The organism is Streptomyces sp. NPDC126497, from assembly GCF_040302425.1.
Classification (GTDB): domain Bacteria; phylum Actinomycetota; class Actinomycetes; order Streptomycetales; family Streptomycetaceae; genus Streptomyces.
The window spans coordinates 24,545-40,005 of sequence record NZ_JBEORT010000064.1; the positions used below are offsets into that span (position 1 = coordinate 24,545).

At 74.2% G+C, this 15,461-nt stretch carries 15 protein-coding genes and 1 pseudogene; 8 read left to right on the plus strand and 8 right to left on the minus strand.

Annotation, left to right across the window (positions count from 1 at the left end; genetic code table 11):
• Window positions 1-88 precede the first annotated feature (88 nt).
• Both ABTY20_RS23955 and ABTY20_RS23960 read right to left on the minus strand, forming a co-directional pair.
• Window positions 89-1,452 (minus strand): annotated as a pseudogene (locus ABTY20_RS23955) (glycoside hydrolase family 10 protein).
• A 236-nt stretch (window positions 1,453-1,688) separates the two neighbouring features.
• Complete coding sequence (locus ABTY20_RS23960; protein ID WP_351999085.1) at window positions 1,689-2,372, minus strand: TetR family transcriptional regulator; 684 nt, start codon at window positions 2,370-2,372, stop codon at window positions 1,689-1,691.
• 206 nt (window positions 2,373-2,578) lie between these two features.
• Here ABTY20_RS23960 and ABTY20_RS23965 point away from each other — a divergent pair, with 206 nt between their 5' ends.
• Genes ABTY20_RS23965 through ABTY20_RS23975 form a run of 3 tightly spaced genes read left to right on the plus strand, consistent with a single transcriptional unit; the run spans window position 2,579 to window position 5,846 of the window.
• A complete protein-coding gene (locus ABTY20_RS23965) occupies window positions 2,579-4,024 on the plus strand; it encodes a glycosyltransferase family 4 protein (protein ID WP_351999086.1) in 1,446 nt (481 codons plus the stop codon).
• The gene (locus ABTY20_RS23970; RefSeq protein ID WP_351999087.1) at window positions 4,018-4,764 is read left to right on the plus strand and encodes a class I SAM-dependent methyltransferase; all 747 of its coding nucleotides are present in this window, start codon (window positions 4,018-4,020) and stop codon (window positions 4,762-4,764) included. The genes ABTY20_RS23965 and ABTY20_RS23970 overlap by 7 nt, the downstream gene beginning before the upstream one ends.
• On the plus strand, window positions 4,761-5,846 hold the full coding sequence (locus tag ABTY20_RS23975; protein ID WP_351999088.1) for a prenyltransferase: 1,086 nt from the start codon (window positions 4,761-4,763) through the stop codon (window positions 5,844-5,846). Before ABTY20_RS23970 ends, ABTY20_RS23975 begins: the two co-directional genes overlap by 4 nt.
• An 18-nt stretch (window positions 5,847-5,864) precedes the next feature.
• Here the strand turns inward: ABTY20_RS23975 and ABTY20_RS23980 are convergent, their stop codons facing one another.
• From ABTY20_RS23980 to ABTY20_RS23995, 4 genes are all read right to left on the minus strand, one after another.
• Window positions 5,865-6,158, minus strand: a complete 294-nt coding sequence (locus tag ABTY20_RS23980; RefSeq protein WP_351999089.1) for a hypothetical protein — start codon at window positions 6,156-6,158, stop codon at window positions 5,865-5,867.
• A 165-nt stretch (window positions 6,159-6,323) separates the two neighbouring features.
• Window positions 6,324-7,142, minus strand: coding sequence for a hypothetical protein (locus tag ABTY20_RS23985; protein WP_351999090.1), 819 nt, complete (start codon window positions 7,140-7,142; stop codon window positions 6,324-6,326).
• A gap of 158 nt (window positions 7,143-7,300) precedes the next feature.
• Window positions 7,301-8,230, minus strand: coding sequence for an N-acetylmuramoyl-L-alanine amidase (locus ABTY20_RS23990; RefSeq protein ID WP_351999091.1), 930 nt, complete (start codon window positions 8,228-8,230; stop codon window positions 7,301-7,303).
• A 204-nt stretch (window positions 8,231-8,434) separates the two neighbouring features.
• Complete coding sequence (locus ABTY20_RS23995; protein WP_351999092.1) at window positions 8,435-9,085, minus strand: class I SAM-dependent methyltransferase; 651 nt, start codon at window positions 9,083-9,085, stop codon at window positions 8,435-8,437.
• Between the two features lie 255 nt (window positions 9,086-9,340).
• Between ABTY20_RS23995 and ABTY20_RS24000 the strand changes: the two genes are divergently transcribed.
• Together ABTY20_RS24000 and ABTY20_RS24005 are read left to right on the plus strand one after the other, a co-directional pair.
• Complete coding sequence (locus ABTY20_RS24000; protein WP_351999093.1) at window positions 9,341-9,601, plus strand: WGxxGxxG family protein; 261 nt, start codon at window positions 9,341-9,343, stop codon at window positions 9,599-9,601.
• A gap of 130 nt (window positions 9,602-9,731) precedes the next feature.
• The gene (locus ABTY20_RS24005; protein WP_502991873.1) at window positions 9,732-11,162 is read left to right on the plus strand and encodes an MFS transporter; all 1,431 of its coding nucleotides are present in this window, start codon (window positions 9,732-9,734) and stop codon (window positions 11,160-11,162) included.
• A 245-nt stretch (window positions 11,163-11,407) separates the two neighbouring features.
• On the opposite strand, the gene ABTY20_RS24010 is transcribed toward ABTY20_RS24005, so the two are convergent.
• Together ABTY20_RS24010 and ABTY20_RS24015 are read right to left on the minus strand one after the other, a co-directional pair.
• On the minus strand, window positions 11,408-11,575 hold the full coding sequence (locus ABTY20_RS24010; protein WP_351999095.1) for a hypothetical protein: 168 nt from the start codon (window positions 11,573-11,575) through the stop codon (window positions 11,408-11,410).
• A 98-nt stretch (window positions 11,576-11,673) separates the two neighbouring features.
• Window positions 11,674-13,137 (minus strand): hypothetical protein, encoded by a 1,464-nt coding sequence (locus ABTY20_RS24015; RefSeq protein WP_351999096.1) that lies wholly within the window; start codon window positions 13,135-13,137, stop codon window positions 11,674-11,676.
• Window positions 13,138-13,309: 172 nt separating this feature from the next.
• On the opposite strand from ABTY20_RS24015, the gene ABTY20_RS24020 reads away from it, so the two are divergent.
• The 3 genes from ABTY20_RS24020 to ABTY20_RS24030 form a co-directional block, all read left to right on the plus strand.
• Window positions 13,310-14,224 (plus strand): Nif3-like dinuclear metal center hexameric protein, encoded by a 915-nt coding sequence (locus ABTY20_RS24020; protein WP_351999097.1) that lies wholly within the window; start codon window positions 13,310-13,312, stop codon window positions 14,222-14,224.
• Window positions 14,221-14,964 (plus strand): zinc ribbon domain-containing protein, encoded by a 744-nt coding sequence (locus ABTY20_RS24025; protein WP_351999101.1) that lies wholly within the window; start codon window positions 14,221-14,223, stop codon window positions 14,962-14,964. The genes ABTY20_RS24020 and ABTY20_RS24025 overlap by 4 nt, the downstream gene beginning before the upstream one ends.
• Window positions 14,965-14,977: 13 nt before the next feature.
• Window positions 14,978-15,461, plus strand: a 484-nt coding sequence (locus ABTY20_RS24030; RefSeq protein ID WP_351999098.1) for a reverse transcriptase-like protein, incomplete at its 3' end; no start/stop codon positions are given.

The following is a 15,461-nucleotide window of genomic DNA, read 5'->3' on the forward strand; positions in this document are numbered from 1 at the left end:
GGGGCGGCTTCGGTGAGTGAGGTCACGTGGAACGCGCACCGCCCCCGCGCCCCGGAGCGGGGTGCGGGGGCGGGCGGGACGGGGCGGGTCAGGAGGCCGTGCGGGCGCCGACCTGCGGCGGGGGTGCGGCGCCGCCGTTCACGGTGAAGCCGAAGCTGGTGGAGGCCCCGGCCGCGAGGGAGCCGTTCCGGCCGGAGCACACCGTCATGACGGTGCCGCCGCCGTCCCAGGCGGGTGAGCCGTTCCAGACGGAGAGGACCTTCTGCGGGGCGGTCATGGTGACGTCCACGCTCCAGGCGGTGATCGGCGCGCTGCCGGCCGTGGTCGTCACCTTGCCGTTGCAGCCGCCGCTCCACTGCTCCGCCGTGGTGCAGGTGGCGGCGCAGGCGCGTCCGGGCCGCCGCCGAGGGCGCTCAGCACGGCGTCGTACGCGGGCTTCTTGCCGTAGTTGTTGTCGAACAGCAGGGGAGTGCCGCTCGGCCACCCCGCGTACTTGTCCGGGATGCCCCACACCGTGATGCCGGTGCAGCGCGTCACCGCGAGGCAGGCCTTCGTGACGTCGCCGTAGTCGGTGGCCTGGGCCTGGCCCGAGCCCACGATGTCCAGTTCGGTGATCTGCACGTCGACGCCGAGGTCGGCGAAGCGCTGCAGGTTGGCCCGGTAGTCGGAGGGGACCGGGGAGTTGGGGTTGAAGTGGGACTGGAAGCCGACGCAGTCGATCGGCACGCCGCGGGACGTGAAGTCCTTGACCATGGCGTAGACGGCGTCGCTCTTCGCGTTGACGCCGTCGGTGTTGTAGTCGTTGTAGCAGAGCTTGGCGTCCGGGTCGGCCGCGCGGGCCGTGCGGAAGGCCTCCTCGATGAAGCCGTTGCCGAGCTTGCTCTGGAAGGGCGAGTTGCGCCGGGCGCCGCTGTCGCCGTCCTGGAACGCCTCGTTGACCACGTCCCAGGAGTGGATCTCGCCCTTGTAGTGGGTCATGACCTGCGTGATGTGGTTGTTCATGGCCGACCGGAGCTGGCTCGCGCCGAGTCCGGAGACCCAGCTCGGCAGCTGCGAGTGCCAGACCAGGGTGTGTCCGCGGACCTTCATGCCCTTGCTCCGGGCGTGGTCCACGATCTGGTCGGCGCGGCTGAAGAGGAAGGTGCCGCGGCGCGGTTCGACGGCGTCCCACTTCATCTCGTTCTCGGGCGTCACCGAGTTGAACTCGCGGTCGAGGGTGGCGGTGTACGGCGCCTCGCCGAGGCGGTTCGCGGCCACGGCGGCGCCGAAGTAGCGGCCCTTCTCGGCCGCCGCCGCGCCCAGGGTGTCGGCGGCGTGGGCGGTGGTCTGGGGGAGCGCGGCGAGCGCGGTGGCGGTGAGCAGGGCGGTGGTGGCGCCGAGGGCGGCGCGCGGCCGGCCGCGTCGTGCGGGGCCGTCGCCTCCGGCTCCCGCTCCCGTTCGCTTTTCGATCATGCCCATGTCATCCCTTCTCCGGTGGGGTCCCGTGCTGCGGATGGGCGGGATTGCTGCCGTGCGGTGGACCGAAAGTTTCGGACTCGGCTCCGAATTTCTGCGGCGACGATACGGACGCCGTGGGGGGCGGTCAACCGTCCGCGTAGGAAGGGACCAGGAGGGGGACTCGGCAAGGAGGGCGGGATGCCGGTGAGGGGGATGCCGTCGGCGCGGACGGAAAGGATTCGAAAGTTTCGTCAGGGGGTGTCCGTGGGCTGCGGCGCCGTCAGGTCCACCAGGCGGCACGCCGTCTCTATGTCGATCCCGACCTGGGCGATGGAGGCGCGCCCCGAGAGCCAGGTGATCAGGGCCGAGTGCCAGGTGTGCTCGATGACCCGGACGGCCGAGAGCTGCCCGGGCGTGGGATCGGTGAGCTCCATGGCGTCCAGGATGATCGCCGTGGTCTGCCGGGAGACCTGGTCGACCTCCGGGCTCGCGCTGCGGTCCGCGAACGTCAGGGCCCGCACCATCGCGTCGGCCAGGTGCGGCTCCCGCTGGAGCGCGCGGAACGCCCGCATCAGGGTCTCCGCGACCCGCTCGGCCGGGGTCTCGCCGGACGGCGGCCTCCTCCGCAGCGTGCCGTGCAGGGTCTCCAGCTGGTCCTGCATGGTGGCGACCAGCAGATGGACCTTGGACGGGAAGTAGCGGTACAGCGTGCCGAGCGCCACCTGCGAGGACTCCGCGACCTCACGCATCTGCACCGCGTCGAAGCCGCCCCGGCCGGCCAGCTGCGCGCACGCCCGCAGGATGCGGCGCCGGCGCGCCTCCTGGCGCTCGGTGAGCGGCGAGGAGCCGCCGGAGCGCGCGGTCCCGGCCCCGGTGGCCGCCTTGCCCGCCGTGGCTGCCCCGGCCGCCTCGTCCCTGTTGGCTTCGGTAGGCATGGGTCCCGTCCGTGACAGTCGGTGAGGGTGGATGATCGGACAGCATGGCACGCCGTCCGTCGTGGCGTGAATCACCTGATCCACTGCTCACAGTGTCCCTACCTGCCGGTAGATTCGGATCCTCCGAACGATCAACTCTGAAACTTGTTCTAGATTAGCGTCCCGGCGTACTGTCGCGGGACAGTGCAGGGAGAAGGGGGCCCAGGGTGACCGCTGAGGCCAGTCAGGCCGGGCCCTCGCGGGGTCCCGCATCCGACGGCTTGCGACCGCTCCGCATCGCACTCCTCACCTACAAGGGAAACCCGTTCTGCGGCGGGCAGGGCGTCTACGTGCGCCACCTCTCCCGCGAGCTGGCCCGCCTCGGACACCGCGTCGAGGTCATCGGGGCCCAGCCCTACCCCGTCCTCGACGTCCTCGACGGGAGCCACGACGGGCCGGTCCTCACCGAACTGCCCAGCCTCGACCTCTACCGCCAGCCCGACCCCTTCCGCACCCCGGGGCGCGACGAGTACCGGGACTGGATCGACGCGCTCGAGGTCGGCACCATGTGGACCGGCGGCTTCCCCGAGCCGCTGACGTTCTCCCTGCGCGCCCGCCGCCACCTGCGCGCCCGCCGCGGCGACTTCGACGTCGTCCACGACAACCAGACCCTCGGCTACGGCCTCCTCGGCGACCTCGGCGCCCCCCTGGTGACCACCATCCACCACCCCATCACCGTCGACCGCCGGCTGGAACTGGCCGCCGCCGAGAACTGGCAGCGGCGCTGCTCGGTGCGCCGCTGGTACGCCTTCACCCGGATGCAGAAGCGGGTGGCGCGCCGCCTGCCGTCCGTGCTCACCGTCTCCGGCAGCTCCCGCCAGGAGATCGTCGACGACCTCGGCGTACGGCGGGACCGCGTCCACGTCGTCCCCATCGGCGCCGACACCGACCTGTTCGCCCCCGATCCGTCGGTGCCGGTGGTACCGGGCCGGATCGTGACCACGTCCAGCGCGGACGTGCCGCTGAAGGGGCTGGTCTTCCTCGTCGAGGCGCTGGCCAAGGTGCGGGCGGAGCAGCCCGGCGCCCACCTCGTCGTGGTGGGCAAGCGGCCCGTGGAGGGGCCCGTCGCCCAGGCCGTGGAGCGCTACGGCCTCGAGGGCGCCGTCGAGTTCGTCAAGGGCATCTCGGACGCCGAGCTGGTCGACCTGGTGCGTTCGGCGCAGGTCGCCTGCGTGCCCTCGCTGTACGAGGGGTTCTCCCTGCCGGCCGCCGAGGCCATGGCCACGGGCACCCCGCTGGTCGCCACGACCGGCGGGGCGATCCCCGAGGTGGCCGGCCGCGACGGGGAGACGTGTCTCGCCGTGCCCCCCGGCGACGCGGGGGCGCTGGCCGTCGCGCTGATCCGGCTGCTCGGCGACCCGGAGCTGTGCGCCCGGCTCGGGGCGGCCGGCCGGGAGCGGGTGCTGCGGCACTTCACCTGGGCGCGCGCGGCCCAGGGCACGGTGGCCCGCTACCGCGAGGCGATGGAGCGCGCGGGCCGGGGCGCGGGCGCCGCCCGTACGGCGCGGCCGGCTCCGCGCCCCCCGGCCGCCGCGGACGTCCTCCCGGACCCGGACGCCGCACCCCTGAACACCGCCGACACCTCCGACCGCGAAAGCAGGGCCACGTGCTGACCGTCGACTTCTCCCGGTTCCCGCTCGCCCCGGGCGACCGCGTCCTGGACCTCGGCTGCGGGGCCGGCCGGCACGCCTTCGAGTGCTACCGGCGCGGCGCCCGGGTCGTGGCGCTGGACCGGAACGCCGAGGAGATCCGCGAGGTCGCCACGTGGTTCGCGGCGATGAAGGAGGCCGGGGAGGCGCCCGCCGGGGCCACCGCCACCGCCATGGAGGGCGACGCCCTCGCCCTGCCCTTCCCCGACGAGTCCTTCGACGTCGTCATCATCTCCGAGGTGATGGAGCACATCCCCGACGACAAGGGCGTGCTCGCCGAGATGGTGCGGGTGCTCAGGCCCGGCGGCCGGATCGCGATCACCGTGCCGCGCTACGGCCCGGAGAAGGTGTGCTGGACGCTGTCCGACGCCTACCACGAGGTCGAGGGCGGTCACATCCGCATCTACAAGGCGGACGAGCTGCTGGCGAAGATCCGCGAGGCGGGCCTGCGCCCCTACGGCACCCACCACGCGCACGCGCTGCACGCGCCGTACTGGTGGCTGAAGTGCGCGTTCGGCGTGGACAACGACAAGGCGCTGCCGGTACGGGCGTACCACAAGCTGCTGGTCTGGGACATCATGAAGAAGCCGCTGGCCACCCGGGTCGCGGAGCAGGCGCTGAACCCGCTGATCGGCAAGAGCTTCGTGGCGTACGCGACCAAGCCGCACCTGCCGCGCGCCGAGGCCGAGGCGGACGCCACGTGACGACCCCCCGGACTCCTCGGACGGAACACCTCGTCCTGCCCGGGGTGCTCACGGCCGGTCAGGCCGCCGCGACCGTCGCCGGCATCCTCGCGGTGCAGCGGGAGGACGGGGCGATCCCCTGGTTCCGGGGGCACCACCTCGACCCGTGGGACCACGTCGAGGCCGCGATGGCCCTGGACACGGCGGGCGAGCACGACGCCGCCGAACGGGCCTACCGCTGGCTGGCCCGGCACCAGCTGGCGGACGGCTCCTGGTACGCGGCCTACGCCGACGGCGACCCGCTCGACGTCACCGACCGGGGCCGGGAGACCAACTTCGTCGCCTACGTCGCGGTCGGGGTGTGGCACCACTACCTCGCCACCGGCGACGACACGTTCCTGGACCGCATGTGGCCGGTGGTGTGCGCGGCGGTGGAGTTCGTGCTGCGGCTGCAGCAGCCCGGCGGGCAGATCGGCTGGCGGCGCGACGACGACGGCACGCCCACCGCGGACGCGCTGCTGACCGGCTCCTCCTCCGTCCACCACGCGCTGCGCTGCGCGCTGGCCATCGCCGAGCAGCGCGAGGAGCCGCAGCCGGACTGGGAACTGGCGGCGGGCGCGCTGCGGCACGCGATCCGGCACCACCCGGAGCGGTTCCTGGACAAGGACCGCTACTCCATGGACTGGTACTACCCGGTGCTCGGCGGCGCGCTCACCGGCGCGGAGGCCAAGGCCCGCATCGAGGAGGGCTGGGAGCGTTTCGTCGTCCCCGGGCTCGGGGTGCGCTGCGTGGTGCCCAACCCGTGGGTGACCGGCGGCGAGTCGGCCGAACTCGCCCTGGCGCTCTGGGCGGTGGGCGAGTCCGACCGCGCCCTGGAGGTGCTCCAGTCGATCCAGCACCTGCGCGATCCGCAGAGCGGCCTGTACTGGACGGGCTACGTCTTCGACGACGACGCGATCTGGCCGCGGGAGCTGACCGCCTGGACCGCCGGCTCCCTGCTGCTGGCGGTCGCCGCGCTCGGCGGCCACGAGGCCACCTGCGCGGTCTTCGGCGGCGGCCACCTGCCCGGGGGGCTGGACCCGGACTGCTGCGCGTCCGTCTGAGCCGGCCGGGCGGCCGGCTCAGTACCGGCGCAGGCGGCCGGCGACGGCGTGGCCGATGAACAGGTAGACGACGGCGGCGAGTCCGTAGCCGGCGACCACGCGGGCCCAGGCCTCGTCGAAGGTGAAGAGGTCGCGCGACCAGGCGGCCAGCCAGTCGGCCGCGTCGTGGACGAACCGCACCAGGTCGTTGCCCCGGTTGGCGTCCAGCAGATACATGAGGATCCAGAGTCCGAGGATGACGGCCATGATGTCCGCGATCACCGCGATGACCGTCCCCGCGGAGTTGGAACCGGTGCGATAGCGAGGGGACATACTCTCCGACTGGCCCCGAACACCCGGTTGAAACCCCCAACGCCGGGTTCCGGTACGGAGGTTCGGCGTGGACCGGCGGCGGGCGCCACGCCTCCGGGCCGCGCCGCCCGCACCACGGCCCCCCGCCCGGAGGGGCGGGGGGCCGTGACGAGGAAGGGCCGGGGCTCAGCCGCGCTGGATGTCCGAGGTGTCCTGGAGGACGCCGCGGCGGCCGTCCTGGGTCTGGGCGACGAGCGCCGGACCGCGCTGCTCGACCGCCAGGTACCAGGTGCCGGGGGCCAGTTCGGCGATCGGCGTGGGCGAGCCGTCCTCCGGGAACAGCGGGCGGGGCGCCGGCACGGCGAACCAGAACGGCGAGAAGTCGGCGGCGGGCGCCGGGGCGGGCTGGCCCGGCTGGGGCTGGCCCGGGAAGGGCTGCTGGCCGGGCTGGCCCGGCTGCGGCTGACCGCCGAAGGAGGCCTGCTGCGCACCCGGGTAGCCGTAACCGCCGGGCGGCTGGGCGCCGTAGGGCTGCGGGGCTGCGGGGCGGGCCGGCGGGATGAGCGCGCCCTTCAGGGCGGGGACCAGGGGGGTGGCGACGGCGGCGGCGGCCAGCAGCAGCGCGGCGATCAGACCCAGGATGAGACCGGCGCCGCTGTCGGGCTCCTCACCGCCGAAGGTGGAGAGGAGGTCGTCGAACGCCCCCAGCGGGTCGATGATCGTCCAGAAGGACGTCCAGGCGGCGAAGATCGTCAGGGCCACGCCGAGCTGGCCGAGGTCGAGGCCGGCGACCTTGGGCGGCTGGGGAAGCGCGCGGGCCACGACGACGAGCGCCGCACCGGCGATACCGGCGACGTACATGCTCATCAACAGGCCGAGGTCGTCCCAGGCGTTGGGGATGTCGTCACCGTCGCCGCCGAACGTGGCGAGAAACGACGCGATGAACAGCAACACCGCTGCTCCGATCACCACGCCGTCGCCTCGAGTGAGGGAGCGGATATTCACTTCAGGTCCTTCGTAGGTCGTCTCGTCGTCGGAAGAGGCGTCGCTGTCACCATGTCGCCCGAAGGCCCCGGTGGGAAGCGCGGGAGTGGCCCCTCGTCGTGCGGACGACACTATCGTCCACGCGGCCGGGCCGTCCGACCGGATCAGCGGGCCGATCCCTACCCGCGCAGGAAACTCACGATTCCGTCGGAAATCCCTTGCGCCGCTTTCTGCCGCCAGGCACCGCTGGTCAGCAGTGCCGCGTCCTTGCTATCGCGCATGTTGCCGCACTCGACGAACACCTTGGGAACCGTTGACAGATTGAGACCGCCCAGGTCCTCACGCGTGACGAGACCGGTACCGCCGCCGACGTAGTTGGAGGGCGCGCTGCCGGTGACGCGGACGAAGGCGCCCGCGATGCGCGTACCGAGGTCGCCGGAGGGCCCGACGATGGCGCGGGTGTCGGCGGCGCCGGCGTGCACGGCGCCGGGGAGGATCACGTGGAAGCCGCGGTTGCCGGCGCCCGAGCCGTCCGCGTGGATCGAGACGACGGCGTCGGCCTTCGCCTCGTTGCCGATCCGGGCCCGCTCGTCCACGCACGGGCCGAACGGCCGGTCGGCGTCCTGCGTCAACATCACGGTGACGCCCTGCCGTTCGAGGAGCGAACGCATCCGGTGGGCGACGTCGAGGGTGAACTCCGCCTCGGCGTAACCGTCGTCGGTGGACGTGCCGGTGGTGTCGCACTCCTTGTGGTTCGTCCCGATGTCCACCTGGCGGTTGATCTCGGCGGTGTGCCGGGAGTTGCCCGGGTTGTGCCCCGGGTCGATGACGACGACCTTGCCCTCGAGGGGGCCGGAGGCCGGAGGGGACTGCGCCGTGGCGGAGGCGCCGGGCCCCTCGCCGCCGGCGGACGGCGACGGCTCACGCGGTGAGGCCGACGCGGAGGCCGGGGCGCCCGCCGACCCCTCGTCGCCCGGCCCGCCCACGGCCGCGTACACCGCCCAGCCGAGCAGCGCGCCCGGCACGAGCGCGGCGAGCGCCACGGTCAGGGGCCCGCGCCGGGACCGTCGGGGCCGGGGTGGTTCGAAGCCGGGACCTGTGTACGACACGCAGCCACCCTAGGGCCTCTCGTTTGGATCATGTCGGCGTCGCGGGGCTTGGCACGCGCATCTGCCGCGTTGTCGTCAGTTGCCAACGCTCCGCGTTGGCGCCCTCCTCCGCCTTGCATCTGCACGCACCAAACCCCGCTCGGGTCGGCCACGACGCACCGTCGGTCGCGGCCGACCTGATCCAAACGAGAGGCCCTAGCGGCGTCAGATGCCCGGACCGGTGCGGCGCAGTACGCGCAGGGATCCGGTGGCCGAGACCTCGGTGAACGCGCCGGACGCGAGGGCCCGGAGATGGACCCGGTGGGGCGCCTGGCCGGTGAACTCGTCCGCCGGGTCGGGGAAGACGTCGTGGATGGCGAGCAGGCCGCCCTCGGCGACGTGCGGGGCCCAGCCCTCGTAGTCGGCGGTGGCGTGCTCGTCGGTGTGGCCGCCGTCGACGAAGACGAGGGCCAGGGGGGAGGACCAGAGGGCGGCGATCCGGGGGGAGCGCCCGACCAGGGCGACCACGTGCTCCTCCAGACCCGCCCCGTGCAGGGTGCGGCGGAAGGTGGGGAGGGTGTCCATCAGGCCCAGCTCGGAGTCGACGGTCTCCGGGTCGTGGTAGTCCCAGCCGGGCTGCTGCTCCTCGCTGCCGCGGTGGTGGTCCACGGTGAGCGCGGTGACGCCGGCCGCGCGGGCCGCGTCGGCGAGCAGGATCGTGGAGCGGCCGCAGTAGGTGCCGATCTCCAGCAGGGGCAGTCCCAGCCGGCCGGCCTCGGCCGCCGCCGCGTACAGGGCCAGGCCCTCGTCCACGGGCATGAAGCCCTTCGCCGCCTCGAACGCGGCCAGGATCGCGGGCCCGGGTGCCATCGACATGGGGCTTGCCTCTCCCGAGGTCGTACGTGTGTGCACGGGCCCCATGCTGCCGTACCACCGCGCGGCCGCACGCCAGGGGGGGCACGCGGGGGCCGGACCCCGTGCGCCGGGACGGCCGGCGCCGGTACGTGCGGTCGACAGGGCGACAAGGGAATTCCCGGCCTTTGCCGCGTTCGTGTATGAAGTGGAACGGATAGGGGCACTACGGACGATGCGAAAGCGACTGCCGAGACCACTGAGATGAGGGAGGCAGCAATGCGCAAACTCGTAGGCAGCGTCGCCATCGGCATCCTGCTCGCCGTCGCCCCGGCCGGTGCGGCGTTCGGCCAGACCGCCGAAGAGACGGCCCAGCCGACCGCCGCCACGGTCGTGCACGCGCAGAACGACGACAACGACGACGACGGCGGCAACGCGGGCCTGTGGGGCCTGCTCGGCCTGCTGGGACTGGCCGGGCTCATCCCCCGCAAGAACAAGCGCGACCACCACCGGGACACCAGCGGCTCCACGCGCATGTGACCCCTGCCTCCCTCCACCGGAGAGCCCCGCCGCCCCGGCCCGTCCGGGGGCGGCGGGTCCGGGACCGGGACGGGGGACCGAGTCCGCGTCGGGCGAAAAGCCGATGCCGGGGTGGTGACCGGTTGAGAGCATGGCGCACATGCTCGAAACCACCGACCCCGTCCGCCGGTCCGACCGCGCCGCACCGCCCCTGTGGCTGGTGGTGGCGCTCGCCTGCACCGGCCAGTTCCTCGTCGTCCTCGACATCTCGGTGGTGAACGTCGCCCTGCCGTCCCTGCGCGACGGACTGGCGCTCGGCGAGCGGGGCCTGCAGTGGGTGGTGAACGCGTACTCCATCGCCTTCGCCGGCTTCATGCTGCTCGGCGGGCGCGCCGGCGACCTCTACGGGCGCAAGCGGATGTTCCTCGTCGGCCTCGGCCTGTTCACGCTGGCCTCGCTGGCCGGCGGACTCGCCCAGGAGGGCTGGCACCTGCTGCTGGCGCGGGCCGTGCAGGGGCTGGGGGCGGCCGTCCTGGCACCCGCCACGCTCACCCTCGTCACCTCGGCGGTACCGGAGGGCGCGGCCCGCGCCCGGGCCATAGCGACCTGGACGGCCGTCGGGGCGGGCGGCGGCGCGGCCGGCGGACTCGTCGGCGGGGTCCTGGTGGACGCGCTGTCGTGGCGGTGGGTGCTGCTGATCAACGTACCCGTCGGAGCGGTCGTGCTGGCCGGGGCCGCCCACTGGCTCACGGAGAGCCGGACCGGGGACGGACGGCGGCTCGACCTGCCCGGCGCGCTGCTGGTGACGGCCGGTCTCGCCACCCTCGCGTACGGCGTCTCGCAGACCGAGGCCGAGGGCTGGACGACGGCGGCCGCGCTGGTGCCGCTGTGCGCCGGGCTCGCCCTCCTCGCCCTGTTCCTCCTCGTCGAGGCGCGGACCAGGGCCCCGCTGATGCCGCTCGGACTGCTGCGGCTGCGGCCGGTGGCGTCGGCGAACGCGGCGATGTTCATCAGCGGCTCCGCCATGTTCTGCATGTGGTTCTTCATGACCCTGTACGCCCAGAACGTGCTCGGTTACACCCCGCTGGAGGCCGGACTGGCCCTGGCGCCGAGCTCGCTCGCGGTGGTCGTCGGCTCCAAGCTCGCGCCCCGGCTGATGCGGACGGCGGGTCCGCGCGGCGTGGCCGTGCTCGGCACGCTGATCGCGACGGCCGGCTTCGGCTGGCAGTCGACGATGACCGTGGACGGTGCGTACCTCACCGCGATCCTCCTCCCCGGCGTCCTGATGATGCTGGGCGCGGGCGTCGCCGCCACCCCACTGGCCTCACTGGCCACGTCCGGCGCGGCGCCGGAGGAGGCCGGCCTGGTCTCCGGGCTGGTCAACACCTCGCGCACGATGGGCGGTTCCCTGGGGCTCGCGGTCATGTCGACGATCGCTGCGGCCCGCACGGGCACCGCCCGCACCCCGCACGCCCTGACGGAGGGCTACGCCCACGCCTTCCGCACCAGTACGGCCCTCCTGGCGGCGGCCGCGGTGGTGATGTGGCTGTGGCTGCCGCGGAGGCCGACGGCGCGGGGCTGAACGCGGACGGAACGCTCCGCCCCGCCCCGCACGGCCCGCATCTCCCGGACCCCGCAGGACGCCCTGCTCCAGCGCCTCTCCGGCGCCTGGAACCGTTCCTGCGGACGGAGCGGGAGCGTGCCCGCGGCCGCACGCCCCGAACGGCCTCGGCCGCACCGGTCCCGAAAGGCCGGTCGGGCCGGGTCCCGGCCGTCGTGGTGACGGCCGGGACCCGACCCGATGGCGGACCGGCGCCCGACGTGACGTCAGGCGGCCGATCCCGCGTACTCGTTCGCCTGCTCCGGCCTGCGGTGCCGGCCGCGCGGGGACGCCTCCGCGTCCTGCGTGGAGACCGGGCCCCGGTGCCTGCCGTGTCCGGCGGTGACCTGCCCGTCCTCGGCGGACTGCGGCTCGTTCGTGCTGACGTCGTTCATCGGAAGGAACTCACCCCGTAAACATGATCTTTCCTACAAGCCGGGCGAGTCTAACCGGCGCACCACCACCCGGATCCAGGCGGCCACGCCGTCCGCTACTACTTCGTTACAAGCTGTCCCAGGGGTGCCTGCTGCAGGGGGACGGGACGGACGTCCTGCGCCGGGTCGTCGGCGGGGGACGTGAGCCGCTCGTCGGCCAAGTGCTCGCCGTGGGACCGCAGTTGGCCGTCGACGACGTGCGCGGCGTACGGCGGGGGCTGCTCGGCGGGCTCGGGCCCGGCGAGGGCGGCGAGCCGCCCCCTGGACAGGAGCGCGGCGGCGGAAGCGCCGCCGCCCCCGGGCAGGAGCCCGGTGAGCCGGCCTTCGGTCATGGGGGCGGCGGCGGACGGCGTCCGGCCCCCGGCCGCGGGACCCGGGACGGAGCCGGGCCCGCCGTCGGACGCGGGCCCGGGACCGGCGGGCACCGGACGCCCGCCGGGAGCCGGAACCTCGGCGAGGACCGCCGCCGGACGGACGTCCAGGCCCTCTCGCCGCCGCTCCTGCCAGGGGGCCCTCAGCGTGGCCACGCCGCACGGCACCGCCCCGGTGGCGTACGGCAGCCGCAGCACCCCGTCCGCGGTCCACAGTCCGGCCCCGGCCAGCCACCCCTCCGGCGCCGGGAAGTGGTGCACCCGCCGCTCCGCCGGCCGCCACACCCCGACCCAGCTGCCGAACGCGCCGTCGATGCGCAGCGCCACCGCGCAGCCCTCCGGCGCCAGCATCTGCCCCGGCTGGACCGCGAACGGCGTGACCGCGCAGTCCGCCAGCCGCAGGCACGCCGGGAAGCGCACCGGCAGCGTGCTGCCCAGCACCCCCCAGCCCAGCCGGTCCCGCCCGGGTGACGGCGCGTCCGAGCGGATCAGCACCAGCCCGCTGTCCGGATCGGCGAGCACCACCCGGTCGTCGCTCCCGTCGGCGATCTGCAGCAGCGGGGACGTCTCGCCGCCGCGCTCCAGGTCCACCACGACCGCCTTGGTGCACCCGCCGGTCTCCCGGTCCAGCGCCAGCATCCGCCCCTCGCGGTCCAGCCACACCCCGCCCGAGCAGCGCCCCGGGACCTCCGCGAGCCGCTCCGGGCCGAACGCGCCGCCCGCCACCCGCCACACCGCCGTGGACCGCCGGCCCACGGCGAGGGCGTACGCCCGCTCCCCGCCCGGGGCGGGCGGCAGCAGCCGCAGCCGGGCGCCCTCCTCCGGGCACTCGACCGTGCCCAGCGGCAGCTCGCCGGTGCCGGGGCCGGTCGGGTACAGCAGGGAGAAGGCGTGCCGCCCGCCCACCGGCCGGTGGACGAGGACCCGCCCGTCGCTCAGGGGCTGCACCTCGGTGCCGGGTTCCTCGGGCCGGTCGCCGGGCAGCGGCACCGCGTAGGGCTCGGGGCCGTCCAGGGTCCAGCGCTCCGGGAAGAGGGAGTCGCCGGCCGGGGCGAGCCGTGCGGCGTAGGAGCCGTCGGCGCTGATCGCGCAGCCCGCCCGTCCGGCTCCCTCCTCGTGTCCCGCCGCGGGTTCGATGGCACAGACCGTCATCGTTCGGTCACCTCCGGTGACGAAACTAGGTCGCGCGGGCACGGGTGGCGGAACGGTGGGCCCGCACTTCACACGTAAGGGTGCTCCAGGAACGATTCGCCTGAGGGAGGGGAGGGGGTGTGCTCCAGGACGCCGGTGCTGCCGCGCGGGACGGCCAGGTAGCCTTTCAGGTGTGCCCCGTCTGTCAGAAGTCATCGCCGCGCTGGAGAACCTGTGGCCCGCCGAGCGGGCCGAGTCCTGGGACGCGGTCGGCACCGTCGTGGGCGAGCCCGACCAGGAGGTCACGCGGGTCCTGTTCGCCGTCGACCCGGTCCGGGAGACCGTCGACGAGGCGGTGAGGCTGGACGCCGACCTGCTGGTCACCCACCACCCGCTCTACCTGCGCGGGACGACCACGGTCGCGGCCTCCACCCCCAAGGGCCGCGTGGTGCACACGCTCGTCAGGAACGACATCGCGCTGCACGTCGCCCACACCAACGCCGACACCGCCGACCCGGGCGTCTCCGACGCCCTCGCCGGCGCCCTGGACCTCAGGGTCGTACGGCCCCTCGTGCCGGACCCGTCCGACCCCGAGGGCCGCCGGGGCCTCGGCCGGGTGTGCGAGCCGGTCCACCCGCTGACCGTCCGCGACCTCGCCGCCCTCGCCGCGGAGCGCCTCCCCGCCACCGCGCAGGGCATCCGCGTCGCCGGCGACCCCGACGCCCCGGTCCGCACGGTCGCCGTCAGCGGCGGCTCCGGCGACAGCCTCCTCGACCACGTCCGGGCCGCCGGCGTGGACGCCTTCCTCACCGCGGACCTGCGCCACCACCCGGTGTCCGAGTTCGTCGCGGACCGCGCCCGGGGCCCCCTCGCGCTGCTCGACGCGGCGCACTGGGCCACCGAGTGGCCCTGGTGCGAGCTGGCCGCGTCCCAGCTCGACGAGATCTCCGACCGCCACGGATGGGGCCTGCGGGTCCACGTCTCGAAGACGGTCACCGACCCCTGGACGGCCCACGCGGCCTCCTCCCGCCCGTCGTCCGCCACCACCCTTCCGGGGAGCGCTTCGCGCGCCCCTTCGAATCCCGACACCTCTGGAGCCCCCAACTGAACGCCGAGCCCGCCGACCAGATCCGACTCCTCGACGTCCAGGACCTCGACGTCCGTCTCCAGCAGCTCGCGCACAAGCGGAGGTCGCTCCCCGAGCACGCCGAGATCGAGTCGCTGAACCGGGACCTCACCCAGCTGCGCGACCTGCTCGTCGCCGCGCAGACCGAGGAGAGCGACTGCGCCCGCGAGCAGACCAAGGCCGAGCAGGACGTCGACCAGGTGCGCCAGCGCGCCGCCCGTGACCAGAAGCGCCTCGACTCCGGAGCCGTCTCCTCGCCGAAGGACCTGGAGAACCTGCAGCGCGAGATCGTCTCCCTCGCCAAGCGGCAGGGCGACCTGGAGGACGTCGTCCTGGAGGTCATGGAGCGCCGCGAGTCCGCGCAGGAGCGGGTCGCCGAACTGACCGAGCGGGTCGGCTCCGTGCAGGGGAGGATCGACGACGCGACCGCCCGCCGGGACGCGGCCGTCGAGGAGATCGACGGCGAGGCCGCCTCGGTGACGAAGGAGCGCGAGGTCGTCGCCGGTTCCGTGCCGGCCCCGCTGCTGGGCCTGTACGAGAAGCTGCGCGAGCAGCAGGGCGGCATCGGCGCGGCGAAGCTGTACGCCCGCACCTGCCAGGGCTGCCGCCAGGAGCTCGCCATCACCGAGCTGAACGAGGTCCGGTCCGCGGCCCCCGACACGGTGGTGCGCTGCGAGAACTGCCGCCGCATCCTGGTGCGTACGTCCGAGTCCGGTCTGTAGGGGAGCGCCGGCGGTGCGGGAGTTCGTCGTCGAGGCGGACGGCGGGTCACGGGGCAACCCGGGGCCTGCCGGTTACGGGGCCGTGGTGAGCGACGCGGCGACGGGGGAGACCCTGGTGGAGGCGGCCGAGTACATCGGTGTCGCCACCAACAACGTCGCCGAGTACCGGGGCCTGCTGGCCGGCCTGCGCGCCGCGCACGAGCTGGATCCTCAGGCGCGGGTCCACGTCCGCATGGACTCCAAGCTCGTCATCGAGCAGATGACGGGCCGCTGGAAGATCAAGCACCCGGCGATGAAGCCGCTCGCGGCTCAGGCGGCGGGCGTCCTCCCGCGGGAGCGGGTGACGTACGAGTGGATCCCGCGCGAGCGCAACAAGCACGCCGACCGCCTGGCCAACGAGGCGATGGACGCCGGCAAGCGGGGCGAGCAGTGGTCGCCCGCCGCGTCGCGGGCCGCCCTGGACGCCCCGGCGGCGGAACCGGTGACGCCCGGGCCGT